At 40.3% G+C, this 16,190-nt stretch carries 24 protein-coding genes and 1 pseudogene; 22 read left to right on the forward strand and 3 right to left on the reverse strand.

Going from position 1 to position 16,190, the window contains the following annotated elements; translation table 11 throughout:
• The first annotated feature begins 82 nt into the window (after window positions 1-82).
• The 8 genes from T456_RS0107295 (at window position 83) to T456_RS0107330 (ending at window position 5,400) form a co-directional block, all read left to right on the forward strand.
• Window positions 83-1,249 carry a condensation domain-containing protein gene (locus tag T456_RS0107295; protein ID WP_197026866.1) on the forward strand — a complete coding sequence of 389 codons (1,167 nt, stop codon included), beginning with the start codon at window positions 83-85 and terminating at the stop codon, window positions 1,247-1,249.
• Window positions 1,250-1,393: 144 nt separating this feature from the next.
• Window positions 1,394-2,470 carry an acyltransferase family protein gene (locus tag T456_RS0107300; protein ID WP_024865556.1) on the forward strand — a complete coding sequence of 359 codons (1,077 nt, stop codon included), beginning with the start codon at window positions 1,394-1,396 and terminating at the stop codon, window positions 2,468-2,470.
• Window positions 2,467-2,898: a helix-turn-helix domain-containing protein gene (locus tag T456_RS0107305; RefSeq protein WP_024865557.1), complete on the forward strand. Its 432-nt coding sequence runs from the start codon at window positions 2,467-2,469 to the stop codon at window positions 2,896-2,898. Before T456_RS0107300 ends, T456_RS0107305 begins: the two co-directional genes overlap by 4 nt.
• Before the next feature lie 19 nt (window positions 2,899-2,917).
• Entirely contained in the window at window positions 2,918-3,379 is a 462-nt protein-coding gene (locus T456_RS0107310; protein ID WP_035801471.1) for a GNAT family N-acetyltransferase, read from the forward strand.
• 10 nt (window positions 3,380-3,389) lie between these two features.
• Entirely contained in the window at window positions 3,390-3,827 is a 438-nt protein-coding gene (locus T456_RS21145) for a GNAT family N-acetyltransferase (protein ID WP_024865559.1), read from the forward strand.
• 51 nt (window positions 3,828-3,878) lie between these two features.
• Window positions 3,879-4,265, forward strand: a complete 387-nt coding sequence (locus T456_RS19425) for a GNAT family N-acetyltransferase (RefSeq protein ID WP_278246917.1) — start codon at window positions 3,879-3,881, stop codon at window positions 4,263-4,265.
• 2 nt (window positions 4,266-4,267) lie between these two features.
• A complete protein-coding gene (locus T456_RS0107325) occupies window positions 4,268-4,843 on the forward strand; it encodes a chromate transporter (RefSeq protein WP_024865561.1) in 576 nt (191 codons plus the stop codon).
• Window positions 4,840-5,400, forward strand: a complete 561-nt coding sequence (locus T456_RS0107330) for a chromate transporter (RefSeq protein ID WP_024865562.1) — start codon at window positions 4,840-4,842, stop codon at window positions 5,398-5,400. Before T456_RS0107325 ends, T456_RS0107330 begins: the two co-directional genes overlap by 4 nt.
• Window positions 5,401-5,569: 169 nt before the next feature.
• On the opposite strand, the gene T456_RS22390 is transcribed toward T456_RS0107330, so the two are convergent.
• Complete coding sequence (locus T456_RS22390; RefSeq protein WP_155838039.1) at window positions 5,570-5,707, reverse strand: hypothetical protein; 138 nt, start codon at window positions 5,705-5,707, stop codon at window positions 5,570-5,572.
• A 605-nt stretch (window positions 5,708-6,312) separates the two neighbouring features.
• On the opposite strand from T456_RS22390, the gene T456_RS0107345 reads away from it, so the two are divergent.
• The 9 genes from T456_RS0107345 (at window position 6,313) to T456_RS0107385 (ending at window position 11,428) form a co-directional block, all read left to right on the forward strand.
• Window positions 6,313-6,567 (forward strand): Fur family transcriptional regulator, encoded by a 255-nt coding sequence (locus T456_RS0107345; protein ID WP_024865563.1) that lies wholly within the window; start codon window positions 6,313-6,315, stop codon window positions 6,565-6,567.
• Entirely contained in the window at window positions 6,557-7,321 is a 765-nt protein-coding gene (locus tag T456_RS0107350) for a class I SAM-dependent methyltransferase (protein WP_024865564.1), read from the forward strand. Before T456_RS0107345 ends, T456_RS0107350 begins: the two co-directional genes overlap by 11 nt.
• Before the next feature lie 3 nt (window positions 7,322-7,324).
• Window positions 7,325-7,945, forward strand: coding sequence for a class I SAM-dependent methyltransferase (locus T456_RS0107355; protein WP_024865565.1), 621 nt, complete (start codon window positions 7,325-7,327; stop codon window positions 7,943-7,945).
• Between the two features lie 104 nt (window positions 7,946-8,049).
• Window positions 8,050-8,655 carry an L-2-amino-thiazoline-4-carboxylic acid hydrolase gene (locus T456_RS0107360; RefSeq protein WP_024865566.1) on the forward strand — a complete coding sequence of 202 codons (606 nt, stop codon included), beginning with the start codon at window positions 8,050-8,052 and terminating at the stop codon, window positions 8,653-8,655.
• Entirely contained in the window at window positions 8,649-9,548 is a 900-nt protein-coding gene (locus tag T456_RS21925) for a methyltransferase family protein (protein ID WP_081749016.1), read from the forward strand. The genes T456_RS0107360 and T456_RS21925 overlap by 7 nt, the downstream gene beginning before the upstream one ends.
• A gap of 8 nt (window positions 9,549-9,556) precedes the next feature.
• Window positions 9,557-9,817, forward strand: a complete 261-nt coding sequence (locus T456_RS0107370; RefSeq protein ID WP_330369706.1) for an alpha/beta fold hydrolase — start codon at window positions 9,557-9,559, stop codon at window positions 9,815-9,817.
• 54 nt (window positions 9,818-9,871) lie between these two features.
• Window positions 9,872-10,369 (forward strand): hypothetical protein, encoded by a 498-nt coding sequence (locus tag T456_RS0107375; RefSeq protein WP_024865569.1) that lies wholly within the window; start codon window positions 9,872-9,874, stop codon window positions 10,367-10,369.
• A 51-nt stretch (window positions 10,370-10,420) separates the two neighbouring features.
• A complete protein-coding gene (locus T456_RS0107380) occupies window positions 10,421-10,903 on the forward strand; it encodes a hypothetical protein (protein WP_236845951.1) in 483 nt (160 codons plus the stop codon).
• Between the two features lie 18 nt (window positions 10,904-10,921).
• Window positions 10,922-11,428 carry a hypothetical protein gene (locus T456_RS0107385; RefSeq protein WP_022779107.1) on the forward strand — a complete coding sequence of 169 codons (507 nt, stop codon included), beginning with the start codon at window positions 10,922-10,924 and terminating at the stop codon, window positions 11,426-11,428.
• Between the two features lie 169 nt (window positions 11,429-11,597).
• Here the strand turns inward: T456_RS0107385 and T456_RS0107390 are convergent, their stop codons facing one another.
• Window positions 11,598-12,470, reverse strand: a complete 873-nt coding sequence (locus T456_RS0107390; RefSeq protein ID WP_024865571.1) for a LysR family transcriptional regulator — start codon at window positions 12,468-12,470, stop codon at window positions 11,598-11,600.
• Window positions 12,471-12,592: 122 nt separating this feature from the next.
• Between T456_RS0107390 and T456_RS0107395 the strand changes: the two genes are divergently transcribed.
• The 5 genes and pseudogenes from T456_RS0107395 to T456_RS0107415 form a co-directional block, all read left to right on the forward strand.
• Window positions 12,593-12,808, forward strand: coding sequence for a hypothetical protein (locus T456_RS0107395; protein WP_024865572.1), 216 nt, complete (start codon window positions 12,593-12,595; stop codon window positions 12,806-12,808).
• 21 nt (window positions 12,809-12,829) lie between these two features.
• A complete protein-coding gene (locus T456_RS0107400) occupies window positions 12,830-13,831 on the forward strand; it encodes an alpha/beta hydrolase (RefSeq protein ID WP_035801473.1) in 1,002 nt (333 codons plus the stop codon).
• 13 nt (window positions 13,832-13,844) lie between these two features.
• Window positions 13,845-14,387: a flavodoxin family protein gene (locus T456_RS0107405; protein WP_024865574.1), complete on the forward strand. Its 543-nt coding sequence runs from the start codon at window positions 13,845-13,847 to the stop codon at window positions 14,385-14,387.
• Between the two features lie 12 nt (window positions 14,388-14,399).
• On the forward strand, window positions 14,400-15,005 hold the full coding sequence (locus T456_RS23035) for a cyclophilin-like fold protein (protein WP_024865575.1): 606 nt from the start codon (window positions 14,400-14,402) through the stop codon (window positions 15,003-15,005).
• A gap of 129 nt (window positions 15,006-15,134) precedes the next feature.
• Window positions 15,135-15,455: pseudogene (locus tag T456_RS0107415) on the forward strand (carboxymuconolactone decarboxylase family protein); the annotation flags it as partial.
• A 27-nt stretch (window positions 15,456-15,482) separates the two neighbouring features.
• On the opposite strand, the gene T456_RS0107420 reads toward T456_RS0107415, so the two are convergent.
• Window positions 15,483-16,142, reverse strand: coding sequence for a Crp/Fnr family transcriptional regulator (locus tag T456_RS0107420; protein WP_024865577.1), 660 nt, complete (start codon window positions 16,140-16,142; stop codon window positions 15,483-15,485).
• Between the last annotated feature and the right edge of the window lie 48 nt (window positions 16,143-16,190).

A 16,190-nucleotide genomic window follows, 5' to 3' on the forward strand; every position in this document is an offset into this window, starting at 1 on the left:
GTTGGGCTGAATGCAAACATGGAAAAGGAAAGATAAACTCATGTCAGACAGAAAATACTTATATACGGAAAGGGCGCACTATATGTGTCCGAATATGCACTTTGGCATCGTGGCGGAGATTGGGGCAGAATTTGATGCGAACGGGATAATCGAGAGCATAGATGTTCTAAAATCAGCTCATCTGCTTATGAGAAGTCTGATTGCTGAGGAGCAGGGAAGTTCCAGGATATATTATGAGGAGCAATCGGAGCTTGAAATCCCGGTAACGATAAAAAAAGCAGACGATAACTGGCAGGCTGATTATGAGGCGGTATCTTTAGCAGGATGGAACGTTCAAAAGGAAGCACTGCTTAAGGTCTTTGCTTATCCTTCGGAGAGCGGGACGAGAGTTCTTTTTATAACTCATCATCTTCTTTGCGACGGAAGAGGACTTCTTCAGCTGGTGCAAGAATTTGCTGATCATTATGCAAACGGTGTTAAGCCGCATCTGGTTGACGAGAAGCTTATGGAAAGTCTTGATGACCTTCCGAGTGGCAGCGACCTTGGGTTTATCAGCAAGGTGTTGATCAAGGATGCCAATAAGAAGTGGCGTAAAGAAGGGCATAAGATCAGCTATGAAGAGTACCTTAAGTTTGAACGTGATCATGATTCGAAACAGGATATAAAGCGCGAAATAAAGAATATTGACGAAGAAGAACTTGATACGCTCCTTGCTATGTGCAAGGAAAACGGGGTATCGCTCAATGACTATCTTGTTGCCAAGATGATGATCGATGCAGGCACAGATAAGGTGGTCATAGCTTCCGACATAAGGAATGAGATCAAAAACTATAAGGAAGGTGCTCTTGGAAACTATGCTACTGCCTTCGGAGTGGTGGTTAAGAAGAAAAGTTCAAAGATCATGGAACTTGCCAAGGCTGTAGACCATGAAGTCAGGCGCATCATGAGTAAGCCTGATAAGGAAATGCTCGTTCTTTCGTGTTATTTCAATATGGATCCGGAACTTCTTGATGCCATAGCAATATCGACTCTTGGAGGTTTTGAGAGCAAGGCCGGCAAATTTGTCGGCAGCAAGATGTTCGGTTATGAAAAGCGCGACGGCCATTGCATCACGAACCTTGGCAGGATAGAGAGCAACGTCATAAGAGAAGGTATATTCATTCCTCCTGCATCTCCTGCAAATCGGAAGGCGTGGGGCGTTCTGACGATAAACAAGAAGATGAGGATCTGTTCGATACATTCAATGTAAATGTATTTCCTGAGAAAACTGTGAGTTCGCAACCAAATTTAACAAAATACAGCACTACATGTAAGCTTCGCTTGGTAGACAGGCGGAGCTTGCTTTTTTATGATTGAGAAAAATGTTAAAATGTTTAGCAAAGGTGGTAGAAAAATGAGAAAGGTATATTTGGATAATATTCGCTGGATAACAGTAGTGCTGGTTGTCATCTATCATGTAATCTACATATTCAACGGCGTTACACAGCATGGAATCATCGGTCCCTTCAGTGAGCATCAGCCTCAGGATACGTATCAGTACATTGTATATCCCTGGTTCATGTTACTTCTGTTTGTGGTATCCGGCATGTCAGCCCGCTATGAACTGGTTAAGCGAACAGAGAAGGAATTCATCAGAGTAAGGACGAGAAAGTATCTTGTGCCATCAACAATCGGCCTTCTGGTTTTCGGCTGGGTTCTTGGCTATTACAACATGCTGATGTCCGGTGCTTTTAATTCCATAAACAACGTACCGGGGCCAATCCTTTTCCTGATAATGGCAGTCAGCGGATCAGGTCCGCTGTGGTACATTCAGATGCTTTGGCTCTTCAGCCTGATACTGGTACTGATCAGAAGGATTGAAAAAGACAGATTCTATAATATATGCGGCAAAGCAAATCTTTTGACACTTATACTTCTTGTCATACCCGTATACGGAGCAGCGCAGATACTTAACACACCGATAATAGTGGTATACAGATTCGGTATTTACGGACTGGGCTTTTTGATTGGCTACTTTGTACTGTCCCATGACGAAGTGATGGATCGACTTGGCGAAAGCTGGCTGTTATTAAGCATTCTTGCCCTCGCATCCTGCGTAGCCTTCGTGATTTTATATATAGGTCAGCCTTATCCGGATCACGTGGTTCTGGATACAATCATGTGCAATGTATACGCATGGTTTGGAACACTCGGTGTACTTGCCTTCATGAAAAAATGGGGCAATTTTGAGAATGCCTTCTCAAGGTGGATGTGCCGAAAATCATGGGGCCTCTATGTGTTCCATTATCTGATGATCGCGGTCAGCGGATGGTATCTGCATACATTATGTCCGTCCCTTGCTCCTGTCATCGTATACCTGTTGGTTGCAATAGCAGCATTTGCAGGTTCCTACCTTCTGTATGAGATCGTAAGCCGCATACCTTTCATAAGGTGGTGTGTTCTGGGAATTAAAAAGGAGAAGAAAGAATGAGTTTTGCTGATAACCTTATTGAATTAAGAAAGCTTAACAATCTGTCGCAGGAAGACATCGCCGAGAAAATAGGCGTATCCAGGCAGACGCTTTCAAAATATGAGACCGGAGAGTCACTTCCGGATATAGAGAGGTGTAAGCAACTGGCGGACCTCTTTGGTGTAACCATGGACGATCTTATCTCGTATGAAAAGACTGATTCGGACAACCTGGGATATGGCATACCACCAAAAGGAAAACATATCTTTGGAATGGTCAAAGTAGGAGATAAGGGTCAGATCGTCATTCCTGCCAAAGCAAGAAAGATCTTCGATATAAGAACAGGCGACAATCTGATAGTTCTCGGAGATGAATTCCAGGGTATTGCCCTTATAAAAGAAAAAGGTCTCCTGGGACTTATCAACAGTGCAAAAGGAAGTATGGAGTGACTGTGAACAAGAGGAGAAGATGAAAAGGATTGATATAAGAATTGCTACAAAAGATGATATAGACTGTCTGATGAGTATTCGCCTTGAGATGCTTACGGTAGTGAACAACCTACCAGAAAAATATGAACATTCAGATGAAGTGATAAATGAAAGTCGTGATTACTTTTTAAATGGAGATCAGATGACTGTTCTGGCTAGCGACGGAGATAAAGTTATTGGTTGTGCATCCATGAGTTTTATCAGGATAATGCCAACCTTTGCGCACCCTACAGGAAAAAGAGCCCATCTTATGAATGTCTACACAAGAAGTGAATACCGTCGTCAGGGAATAGCGCGAAAAATGGTTGAAATGCTGATCGAGAAAACATGGGAAAAAGGTGCAACGGAGATCAGTCTTGATGCAACCGCAATGGGAAGAACACTCTATGAAAGTATGGGCTTTACTGATTCTACAGAATGTATGGTACTGACGAATCTGTAGGAGGAATAGTATGAGAGAAATAACACCGAACGAGGTAAGCAAACTGTACGATTGTATTCGTGAGTTATCAGACTATCACAATACAACTTCTGTGAATTTCAAAGGATTTTATCCTTTAAATCCATATGAAAAGACCCTGGAATCATTTGAGGCTGCATTACGAGAGAAAAAATCCTATATTGCAGTCACTGAAATTGAAGACCGGATTATCGGCTTCTGCAAAGTAGATATTATAGGAGGAATCGGTAAACTGGACTATTTGATGGTGAAGGAAGAATTCCGGGGAAAAGGGTTTGGTAAAGAACTCATGGACTGGGCTATGCTAATGTTTGACCAAAATAATGTCAGACATATCGAAGTAAAAGTGGTTGATGGTAACAAGACGATTCATTTGTATGAGAAGTATGGTTTCAAAATGAAATCTCACATATTAGGGATTGAGCGATAAATTTCAGATGATTATACAATTATCAAAGAACTTTTTTCTGAGTATTCTCAGATTAAAGGCGCAGAAGGCTGTTTTGTTTCCTTTGATAAGGAATTGGCAGATTTAGAAAGATTTTACAAAAACGGTGCAATTCTTGTTGGATATGAAGATAGTGAACCAATAGGGTGCATTGCTATTAAAAAAGTTGATCAAAAGAAATGCGAAGCAAAGCGGCTGTTTGTGCGACCTGAATATCGTGGCAAAGGATATTCAAGGATTATTCTTAATGCAATGCTAAAGCAAGGACGTGAACTTGGGTATGAGGAAGTGGTGTTTACAACAAAGCCAAGTGTAATGCAAACTGCGTATAAATTGTACAAACGCATGGGATTTGAAGAAATAGGATGTGATGACGGTATTGTGTCTATGAGAATAGACTTACTAAAATTGGAGGCGTAGTTTTGCCAATATTAATAGAATTATTTCTTACTTTTGCCAAGATAGGTATGTTTACCTTTGGTGGAGGTTATGCGATGATTTCTCTTATAGAGAATACATGCGTGGAAAACAAAAAATGGATAACACATGATGATATGATGACAGTCACAGTTATAGCTGAATCGACACCTGGACCGATAGCAATTAATTGCGCAACTTATGTAGGCTATAAGAAGGGAAAACTTTCAGGCGCAATTGCGGCAACACTTGGCATGGTTTTACCGTCATTTATAATCATTTTTTTGATATCAAAATTCTTAAATCATTTTTTGGAGATAACTTGGGTCGCGAACGCATTCAAAGGAATCAAGATAGCTGTTGGAATTCTCATTGTAGATGCTGCGATTAAGATGTTTAAGAAAATGAAAAAAGCTTCCATGCAAATTGCTATGTTAGGATTTGCTGTGGTTTCCATGGTACTAATTAATGTTTTTGCGTTAAATATATCATCCATGGTACTGATGCTTGTCGCTGCTCTAACAGGAATCATTGTATTTGTTGTTAAGAATAGCACAGGAAAGGAGCACGAAGAGAAATGATATATTTTGATTTATTTATCGGATTTCTTGAAGTAGGCTTATTTTCTTTTGGTGGAGCATATGCAGCTATACCGCTTATTCGAGATGTTGTTATGGCACATGGTTGGCTGGATGATGAGATGCTTTCTTATATGATTGCCATAAGTGAAAGTACACCTGGGCCAATTATGGTGAATATGGCTACCTATGTTGGAAGCGAAAAAGGCGGTTTACTTGGAGCTGCTATAGCTACATTTGCAGTTGTTTTACCGGCATTTATAATCATTTTGCTATTGATGGCTGTACTTAATCATTTTCTCCAGAATGGATATGTAAAAGCTGCGCTTAGCGGATTAAAGCCATGTATTATAGGGATTATCCTTGTAACGGGTATCTTTATGATAGTTAGGAATTGTGGATTGATGCCGAGGTACAGCATAGATGTATTAACAACGGCTCTTACGGGGCTCATTGCTTTAATCTATTTTGGCTCAAGAAAAGCTCTGAAAAAAGGATTAAATCCTATCGCACTGATTTGTTTATCAGCAATCGTAGGGGTTGCGGTTTATTCGCTATAGAATTATATAAATTCAAGTTTGTCGGGATGATGTGATAGCGTGTTATCTTTCAGAACAATTTACTTATAGATTTTTAACAATCTGTATATTTCATGTATTATGCTGCATAACGTGAATAGAAACAGAAAGGCATTGGCGTTTGTACCAATGCCTTTTAAAGGGCAAAGATTCACGCCTGTGCGAGCTGTCTTCCAAGATCCTCACATTGTGAAACGGCATCATCATCCGGAGCATTGTTCGTAATTACGCCATCACCACCAATGATGGATGCGCCTGCAGCAACCAGCCTGTCCTGCCAGTCTCTCATCCATTGGCCATCTCCCTAACCGTAGGAACCAAAAAGGGCAACTTTAACTTTATTCATACTTTTCTCATCCTTTCTAGGAATATAATATGATTCCTACAATGCTTACGAAAAAGAAGTTAGTATATGCTAACTTCTTTTTCGAGGTTTATCGTTGATAAGTTTTCTCACGTTTGATAAGGATAAATAACCGATACAGATATTTATCAATATCGAGTTGAATGGCGTATATATGATAAAGCAAGCCATGCACTTGCTGACGGGCTTGATGAAATGTCCGGTTATGCCAAATGTGCTCTGAATCATATGCTTCCGGCTGAGAAAAATATTCTAAAGAGTGCGAGGAGGCCAGACAGGACAGCTTTAAGCTAATATTAAAGTTCCTTGATGAGTGGGGCAATAGATCTTGCTGAATAAGGATAGGAGATGAGACAGAAAAATACTGCAGTACTATTGAAAATGGAGTTAGCGTATGCTAACATTTAAGATAACTGATAATGATTTTCATGATATTAAATATCTATTAAAACACCCGGTTAGTGCGGGATTTTCTTTTGAGAATGGGTTAGTTGAAGCTAACGAAATAATGTTTGGCTGGAAGTGATGGCATGATGAATAATGAGCAGATTGTTGAGGCTTTAAAAGAGAGCGGTATGAGAATAACCAGACAGAGAATGATAGTTGCAGATGTCATTGCGGATAATGACGGAGCCAGCTGCAAGGATATCTGCTGTATTGTACGAAGCAAAGATTCTTCTGTGGGAGTAGCTACGGTATACCGCATGATAAATGTGCTGGAAGATATCGGAGTAATTGAGAGGATAGATATGATCAAACATAGGAGGAATGGCGATGAAGGCTGATTACAAGAATTGGATGCCTAAAGGGATGGTACTTGGGACGATTGGAATTACTGCAGCAATATGCTTTGTTACAGTAATCGTAGGTATGGCTTCAATAGTGGGAAAGGTATTGCTGATTTTAACTGTGCTGTTTGCCTTGATATCTTTGTGGATGTACCTGATGTACAGGGCATTTTCCTATAACGGAACACGTCAGATGTCTAAGCAGATAATAGAAGGTGTTTCATCCTATGTAAAAATCCCGGATGGCGGTAAATGCCTCGATGTTGGATGTGGAAGCGGGGCTCTAAGTATTGCCTGTGCAAAGAAAAATCCAGGCGCTCATATAATTGGTATAGACAGATGGGGTAAAGAGTATGCTTCATTCAGCAAGAGTCTCTGCGAAAGTAATTCTGTTGCTGAAGGTGTAAATAACACATCTTTTCAGCAGGGCGATGCCTGTAAGCTTGATTTTGCAGATGAGACTTTTGATGCAGTAACAAGCAACTATGTATATCACAACATACCAAGTAAGGACAGACAGGCGATTCTTCTTGAAACACTAAGGACCCTTAAGAAGGGCGGAACATTTGCTATTCACGATATTATGTCCAAGGCAAAATATGGAGATATGGAAAGCTTTGTAGAAAAGCTTAAAAATATGGGCTACGAAGAAGTAAAACTTGTTGATACTACTAACGGTATGTTCATGAGCAAGTGGGAGTCCACCTGGATGGCTCTTACAGGTTCTGCGATTCTTATGGGGAGGAAATGATTTATGGGACTTTTTAAAAACTTTGTAAGTCAGACAAGAAAGCCGGAAGGTTTCCTGGGACAGATGATGGTCAATGGCATGAACAGTGGGCACGCGAAGATGGCCGACTGGGGAATGGCACATTTAAAAACTATTGCACCGGAAGAAATTCTTGAAGTTGGATGCGGTGGTGGAAGAAATGCATATGAGCTGTTACAGAAGTATCCATCTTCAAAGGTTACGGCGATTGATTATTCAGATGTTTCGGTTGCAAAAGCAGCAGCTTACAACACAGACATGATACAGAAGGGACGCTGCAAGGTTCAGCAGGGCGACGTTTCTAATCTGAACATGAATGGACAGTATGATCTTGCAACAGCTTTTGAGACCATTTATTTCTGGCCGGGACTTGAGAAATGCTTTTCAGAGGTAAACAAGGCACTTAAGCCTGGTGGAGTCTTCATGATTGTAAATGAGTCTGATGGAACTGATAAGGCGAGTCTCCAGTTTGAGAGCATCATTGATGGCATGAAGTGTCATACAGTAGAAGAAATCGAAGGGGCTCTGAAAGAAGCGGGTTTTTCAAAGGTTAAGTCAGATCATCATGAGAGTAAACCGTGGATTACAGTCATTGCAAAGAAATAAGGAGTAGATGGTGCGGTTATGATGAAGTATAAAGGAACTTATCTGTGATTACTGGATTGTGCCTGATAAGATAGCGAATCCTCAGTAAAGTTGGAGGATAAGGAATGGACAGAAAGATAAAAGCCTATAAAAAGATATATCGAAAGGCCATTGAAAAAACTGGACTTAATAATGTCGATGACAGAGTTGAAGCATACGCTGTCCGACTTTCTAAGATGTATGCCTCTGATGATTTCAGGAAACACAATGTTTATCCATCAACAAGTACGCTTCATGTATATGCGGTAATTGCAATGTGTCTGGAACTAAAGCAATTTGGCTTTTCTGACACAGATATCATGGATTATATAAACGCTGGTTTTGAAGCAAGAAGGACATTTTTCAATGTGATAATTGCAATAATCAACGCACTTCCGAACAGTTTTGATATTGCCAGAAAGTGGAATATCGGCGACCATGAAAAACGAATGACTGATGGCAGCATAACCTATGATTATTTCAATGTCACCAGAGACAAGGTAGAATATAGAATTTCAAAGTGTATGTATGTCGAAATGTTTGAAACCTATGGGATAAGACAGCTTTGTAAAATATTCTGCAATACAGATACAAGAGCCTATTCGGGACTTACACGGCATGTAGAGTTTATCAGACATTCGGATTTATCAGATGGGCCTGCATGTCATGATGAGGTGATCAGAAAATGTTAAAGAACTACATGAAGGAAGGGCAGAAACTCCCTCTCTTTGGAGTCGGGCCATATATTGTTTATGGAATTGCTATGGTCAATGTAATAGGAATTATCTTGTTTGGCTATGTGCTTAAGATAGGAATTCTGTATGATTCATGGATACTTATTTTCCGAGTGGTTGGTACATTACTCATCATAATGGGAATCGGTGTCTGGTATATAGGAGCTGTCCGGTCAGATATGGATGATTCTATAACAGAGAACAGGCTTCAGACCAATGGCATTTATTCATGGGTACGGAACCCGATGTACAGCGGCTGGTGGATTGCGCTATCTGGGATTACCCTTATGTGGCATAATGCATGGCTGCTGCTTTTTCCGATTGTTGACTGGATTATTATGACAGTTGCACTTATAAAAACGGAAGAGAAGTGGCTTTTGGATTTATATGGTGAGGAGTACGCTGAGTATAAGAAAAACGTAAACAGATGCATCCCGTGGAAACCTGGCATTGGGATATATAGAACGGAGATATCCACAGCTAAGTGGATGATATATGATTTGCCGGGGAATGCAGGCTGGATAATATGGATCGTTTGTACAGTGAAATGTTTGAGGCAAGAGGCGAATATGTATGTCGTACTTTCTGTCATAGTAGCAATTTTCATGATGATTGGCGTGTTGGAACTAATTAGTGAGAGGGCGGCAGGGCTTAATCGCATCCTTACAGCGACAAGGCTGCACAGGGGCTTTGGAGCATTGTCGCTGGGCGGACTAGTTGGAATCCCTATTTCAATATATGGAATCCTTTCAAATACTGATTATGGATTATCCCTATGGATGCTGACAGGAGCAGTATTATGTGCTCTGTTTGCAGGGCTCATCTTTGTGACCTTTAAAAGAGAGGAATGATAGGAAAAATGACGATACATGAATTTGGAAAAGATAATGATAAGGTCATAGTGTTGCTACATCCGTCCGTGGTTATGTGGGATTACTTCGAGTATGTGATTCCGCTTTTGGAAAAGAAATACCATCTGATAATTCCTGCACTTCCGGGGTATGACCCTGACAACAAGAGTGATTTCACAAGTGTTGAAGAGATCTCAGCAGAACTGGAAGAATGGCTGAACCTGAACGGACTGAGCAATGTGACGTGTCTTTACAGCTGCTCCATTTAAGCCGGAAAAGTTTGTGAGGGGGATTGAGAAGGTCATAAGGCAGGGGGATAAGAGATGATTCTAACTATATTTCTGACAATAATATTTTGCGTGGCGATAACACTGATGATGTTTTCTGCCGTAGCATTTATTCAGGATAAGAAGTTCTTTTCTTCAGCACCGAAAGAAGCGCAGGAGGCTATTTTGCCAAGGGAAAAAGAATTGTTCTACGGCGCCAGGACAATCGGATGGACTTTAATGATATTTAGTTTTCTGATGATACTGGGGGTAGGCTTTATCTCAATCTGGGACGGTTTCAGGAGTGGTTACACGTTTGGACAGTTCTTTTTCAGATTTGTCTTTATATTCACTGTTTACAAGCTTTATGACATGATCTGCTTTGACTACTTCCTGCTCATGAAGTTCCATTTTTTCCAGTATTACTATCCTGAGGTGGAAAGTGTGTATGCGAATAGAAAGTATGGATATAACATCAAGAGTCAGTTATTAAAGCTATTGATCATATTCCCGGCAGCATCAGCACTTGCAGCCTGGATATGTACATTGTTTTGAAAAATAAGATCTTTTATTTGGAAGTATGAAAAATGCAATATGGGGGTGACTATGGTTCTAATATTAGAGTGCATTGTGGTTTGCTTTATACTATTTCTTCCCTGCGTTGTTGTTATAGCAAATGGAACAGAACAGGGAGCTTTTTTATATGAAAAAGATGTACAGGATCGCGTCGTAGAGATGGGACTTATAACAAAGGCACAGATCGATAAGAACTGTAAATTATTCAAGATAGGCACACTTACAGTGATGATTGCTTTTGTGCTGTGGTCAGTTTATGGCATCAATGGAGCAAGAGGATTTATAGTGCCATTTCTCCAAATATATGCTATGACAATGGCAGAAGGACTATTCGACAGATTCTTTATTGATTGGTATTGGGTGGAGCATACAAAAGCCTGGACGATTCCGGGAACCGAAGATCTAAGGCCTTACATCCCCAAAAAGACGAAGATTGTGAAGTGGCTGATTACGATTGTAGGCAATCCTATTATTGCAGCTGTACTGGCAGGGATTATGATGGTCGTATTATGAGGGAGGGAAGCAGGTAACATGGTTTGGTATGTATTGGTAATTGAAGCGATAGTATTTGCAGTATTATTTACAACAATTCTTTTTGTGTCTTTTCACGGGGAAAAAATGTACAGTCCGGCATGTATCCATAATTACCCGCCTGATATTCAAGAAGAATACTTCAAAACACATGAAAGAGTGGATGTTTCATATAAATCAAAAAAGGTAGTACTGGCGAAGTCCTGTGGAATAATCATGTTTACAGTAATTCTTACCATATGCGCGAAGCTTGCCGGGGCAGTTACATTTTGGCAGGGATTCGCGATCGCTTTTGGGCTCATGGTTTGGATTGGAGCCTATGACACACTTTTTCTGGACTGGGTATTATTTGCAAATATGAAAATGTTCAGGCTGGAAGGAACAGAGCACATGGACAAGGCTTACCATCAGAAGTGGTTCCATTTAAAAGGGGCTATATTCCCGGGGCTGGTGTTTGCACTGATTCCTGCAGCTCTTGTAGGGCTGTTCATAAGTTTGATGGGTTGAATAAGAAAAGAGCTTTGAGTAAGTATTACGACATTGAAAGAAGAACGGCTATTAAAGATGAGGCAAGGTTGTTCCGCAGGAAGTTCATCACAGTTCCCATGGGAATTGAATATTACGGATTTAGCGAGAGACCACTTATAAGGATATGCTACTATGACCTTCATACATACTACTTGAAAGCCCTTTTTATCTGCTCCAGAAACTTATCAGCAATAGGAGTAAAGGTCTGATACTTATTCCAAATGAGATATAGCTCTGATTTCAGTTCCGGTGAAAGAGGTATGAATACCATGTCAGTTCCTTCGGTATTTATCAGATCTTTAAATGTAAGAAGTATTCCAAGGTTTTCCCTTGCAAATACAGAGCCGTTATAGGACAGTCTGAAAGAGCCTTCAAGCTTAAGTTCCTGATATCTGTCTTTCGCCCACGCTTTGATCTCATTGTTCCAGCTCTGCTCTGAAACAAATAGAGGCTCTCCTATCAGCTCAGAGACACGGATGGATTTTTTGTCTGAAAGGGGATGAGATGAAGGCATGATAGCTCCCCACACATCAGCTTCCGGAAATTTTACATATTCATATTTATTACTGTCAGGTGTTTCACATAGTACAGCAAAGTCTAAAATGCCCTTATCAAGCTTTTCAGTAACCTGCTCAGTATCTCCGCTGGTTATATGATAAGTGAAGTTGGGGTATTTTTCTTTTAACTTATAGATCTCTCTGGCAAGATATCTTATCTGATAGCTCTCGGCCAGTCCAAAATAAATATCCCCACCTGTTATATCATCCAGGGAATTAAATTCCTGTTCTATCTTATCTGACATAGCCACAAGATCCTGAGCACGGTCACGTAGAAGCATCCCTTCGTCCGTAAGCGAAATGCTGAAACTGTGCCTTACAAACAGTTTCTTCCCAAGTTCTTCCTCTAATGATTTTAATGTCTTTGAAAGAGTAGGCTGTGATACATGAAGCTGCTCAGCAGCCTTTGACATATTTTCTTCCCTTGCAACTGCAAGAAAATATCTGAGATTTTTTATTTCCATGAAAACCTCCATAAAGTTGACGATTAAGGTGTTATTCCAAAAACGAATATCATGATATTTATTTTATTCATTAGCGAAAACCCGGTCAAGGATTTACTATGAAATCAGAAGGAGCAAAAAAGATGGATACCAAAAAGATTCTTGAAAGCCTTACTGACATGGGCTGTGATGAGAAAGAAATAAGCTTTATGAAAAAGATGTATGAAGAAGGAGATACAGATACACTTCTTAGAGATCTTAGAAAATGCCGGTGCCATCTGATGGATGAGCTTCATGACAGCCAGAAAAAAGTAGATAACATGGATTTTTTGATAAGACAGATCCAAAAAGAAAAGTAATAAAAACGGAGGAATGTAAAAATGATCAGAAAAGAAGAATTAAACCTTGTAACTGAGTGGGATAAGACATTTAAGAAAAGTGATAAGGTAGACCATAGTAAAGTTACATTTGTAAACAGATATGGGATCACCCTTGCGGCAGATATGTATGTTCCCCAAAATGCGGAAGGAAAGCTGCCTGCAATTGCTGTAAGTGGACCTTTTGGTGCAGTAAAGGAGCAGTGTTCAGGTCTCTATGCTCAGACAATGGCAGAGAGAGGATTTTTAACAATAGCATTTGACCCATCATTTACAGGAGAGTCCGGTGGGAACGTAAGATATATGGCATCTCCTGATATCAACACAGAAGATTTCATGGCTGCAGTTGATTTTCTTTCACTTAATGAAAAAGTAGATCCTGACAGGATTGGAATCATCGGTATCTGTGGCTGGGGAGGAATGGCTGTAAACACAGCAGCTCTTGATACAAGGATCAAAGCGACTGCAGCTATGACAATGTATGACATGACAAGAGTAAATGCCAAGGGATATTTTGACTCCGAGGACAGCGAGGAAGCAAGGTATCAGAAGAGGACTGCCATGTGCGCTCAGAGACTTGAAGACCTCAAGGCAGGTGAGTATAAGCTTGGCGGCGGAGTTGTAGATCCACTTCCTGAGGATGCCCCTTTCTTTGTGAAAGATTACTATGACTACTACAAGACCGACAGAGGTTATCACAAGAGAAGTCTTAATTCCAATGGTGGCTGGAATGTAATCGGCTGTGAGTCCTTTGTTAATCAGCCAATACTTAAATACAGCAATGAGATCAGAAGTGCAGTATTACTTGTCCATGGAGAAAAGGCTCATTCATGTTATTTCTCAAAGGATGCTTATGCAGATATGATCAAAGACAGCAAGTATACTGATAACAAGGAACTAATGATAATCCCTGATGCGGTGCATACAGATCTATATGATGGCGGAGATAAGGATTATATTCCTTATGACAAGTTGGAGAGCTTCTTTAAGGAGAATCTGAAATAAAGGATGGGATGATATGAGTAAAGTGTTAGTGATTTCTACAAGTCTTCGAGCAAAGAGTAATTCCGATATACTTACGGAAAAGCTTATAGAGGGAGCAAAAGCTTCAGGTCATGATGTGGAACATATAAGCCTGAAAGGGAAAAATATCAGTTTCTGTATAGGATGTCTGGCCTGCCAGAACACCCAGAGATGCATCATTAAAGATGATGCTGTTGAAATTGCAGAAAAAGTAAAGAATGCAGATACCCTGGTTTTTGCAACACCAATCTATTACTACGAGATGAGCGGACAGATGAAGACTCTTTTGGATAGGCTCAATCCGTTGTATCCTTCAGACTATAAGTTCAGGAATGTATATATGCTATCTGTTGCAGCTGAGGATGAAGAGTTCGTACCTGAAAAGGCAATTAGTGGACTCCAAGGGTGGGTTGACTGTTTTGGAAAGGCAGAATTCTCAGGGTCCTTATTCTGTGGAGGAATAGGTGATATGGGCGAAGCTTCAGGTAAAAAAGAGGAATTAAGTGAAGCCTATGAGTTTGGAAAAACATTAAAATAAAGGAAGTTTGCGATGAAAACGAAATTGATTATGATGACACTCTGTGTGTTCATGATGCTTTGTACCAGCGCATGCTCAGGTGATACTAAGACACCATATGAAAACTATGATTTGAGCGCTGCCATTTCTGAATCAGAAGATATAGAAGCAGAAAGTACAGAGGAAATCGTTTTATCAGAAGACGTAGAAACATATCACACAGAAGAAACTGATAATCAAGCTGTTGAGAGTGACACTTCTTCTGATGATACGGGTATTGGAGAAAAAACTATGATAATGAAAATTGGTGATATTAAAGTAAATGTAGATTGGGAAAATAATCAGGCAGTAGACGCGCTGCGAAATATGGCTGAAAAAGGCGATGTCATAATTCAGATGTCAATGTATGGCGGATTTGAGCAGGTGGGATCTATAGGTCAGAGTCTTCCAAGAAATGACAAACAGACGACAACATCATCAGGGGATATAGTTCTTTATTCAGGGAATCAAATGGTTGTGTTCTATGGGTCTAATAGCTGGTCATACACACGGTTAGGTCACATATCTGATAAAGATGAGGCTGGCATGACTGAGTTGCTTTCAAATGGCGATGTTACAATAACTATTAGCATGGAATAGGGATAAAGATTTCATAAGAAAATAAGAAAGGGTGCCTGATGAGGACTTAAATTATAATGACGATGGTAGTCGTGCCACGAAAGAGCAAAATAATAAGGATGTAAGACCTGAATAGAAGGAGTGAGGAATATGAGCGAAAAGATTGTACAGACAGCTGGAAGAGAACAGCTTGGAGAATTTGCACCGGATTTTGCGCATTATAATGATGATGTTTTATTTGGAGAGAACTGGAATAATCAGGACATTGATGTAAAGACAAGGAGTATCATTACAGTTGTGGCACTAATGGCGCAAGGAATAACTGACAGTAGCTTAAAGTATCATATCATGAATGCTAAAAATCATGGCGTTACTCAAAAGGAAATGGCTGCTGTTATTACACATGTTGCTTTTTATGCCGGATGGCCGAAGGCATGGGCTGTGTTTAACCTTGCAAAGGAAGTATATAAAAAGCATGACAACCTATAATAGGTCTTGTCAACGAGATACAAGAAGCTTGAAATGACTTTTCCTATACTCTATAAGCCCTTCATCTTGCATGCGTGAGAGTTCTTTTGACATATTGGTGCGCTCAAGGTTCAGATAATCAGCAAGCTGTTGTCTGTTGAATGGAATATCAAATTCTCTGGAGTCAGACTGCAGTGCAATGGCATTGAGATATGACAGGAGGCGTCCGCGGCAGCTCTTGGAAGAAGTATAAAAGCTTCGTCCGGAGAGGATAAGGTTCTTTTGTGATGAGATGATAAGTATATTTTTAAGGAGCTTTTCCTTCCAGGGAGAGCTCTTTTTGCTATCTTCAAGAAGGTTCTTTATATTGCAAAAGAGAATGCGGCTTTCCTCATTTGCTCTGACATCCACCAAAAGGACTTCGCCAAGAAGAGCGTAGGTCTCGGCAAAGTACTGGTTCTTTCCCACATGGCTTAATACAGTACGGTTGCCCCAGATGTCATTGCTTTCAACAGTAACACTACCAGAAAGCACCATGCCTATTTTGGAAGTCTGTTCTCCGGCGTGGAGGATCACATCATCTTTTCGGAATCTCTTTTCCTTTGCACACAGGAAGTCAAGGCACGAGGATAGCTCTTTTGCTGTCATTCCCTGGAACAGTCTGCTTTTTTCTATACCTTCAAGATTCATAAAATATTTCTCCCAAAATGTGGTTTAAACAACATACATGTTATGAAT

Source organism: Butyrivibrio sp. FCS014, assembly GCF_000526935.1.
Taxonomy (GTDB): domain Bacteria; phylum Bacillota; class Clostridia; order Lachnospirales; family Lachnospiraceae; genus Butyrivibrio.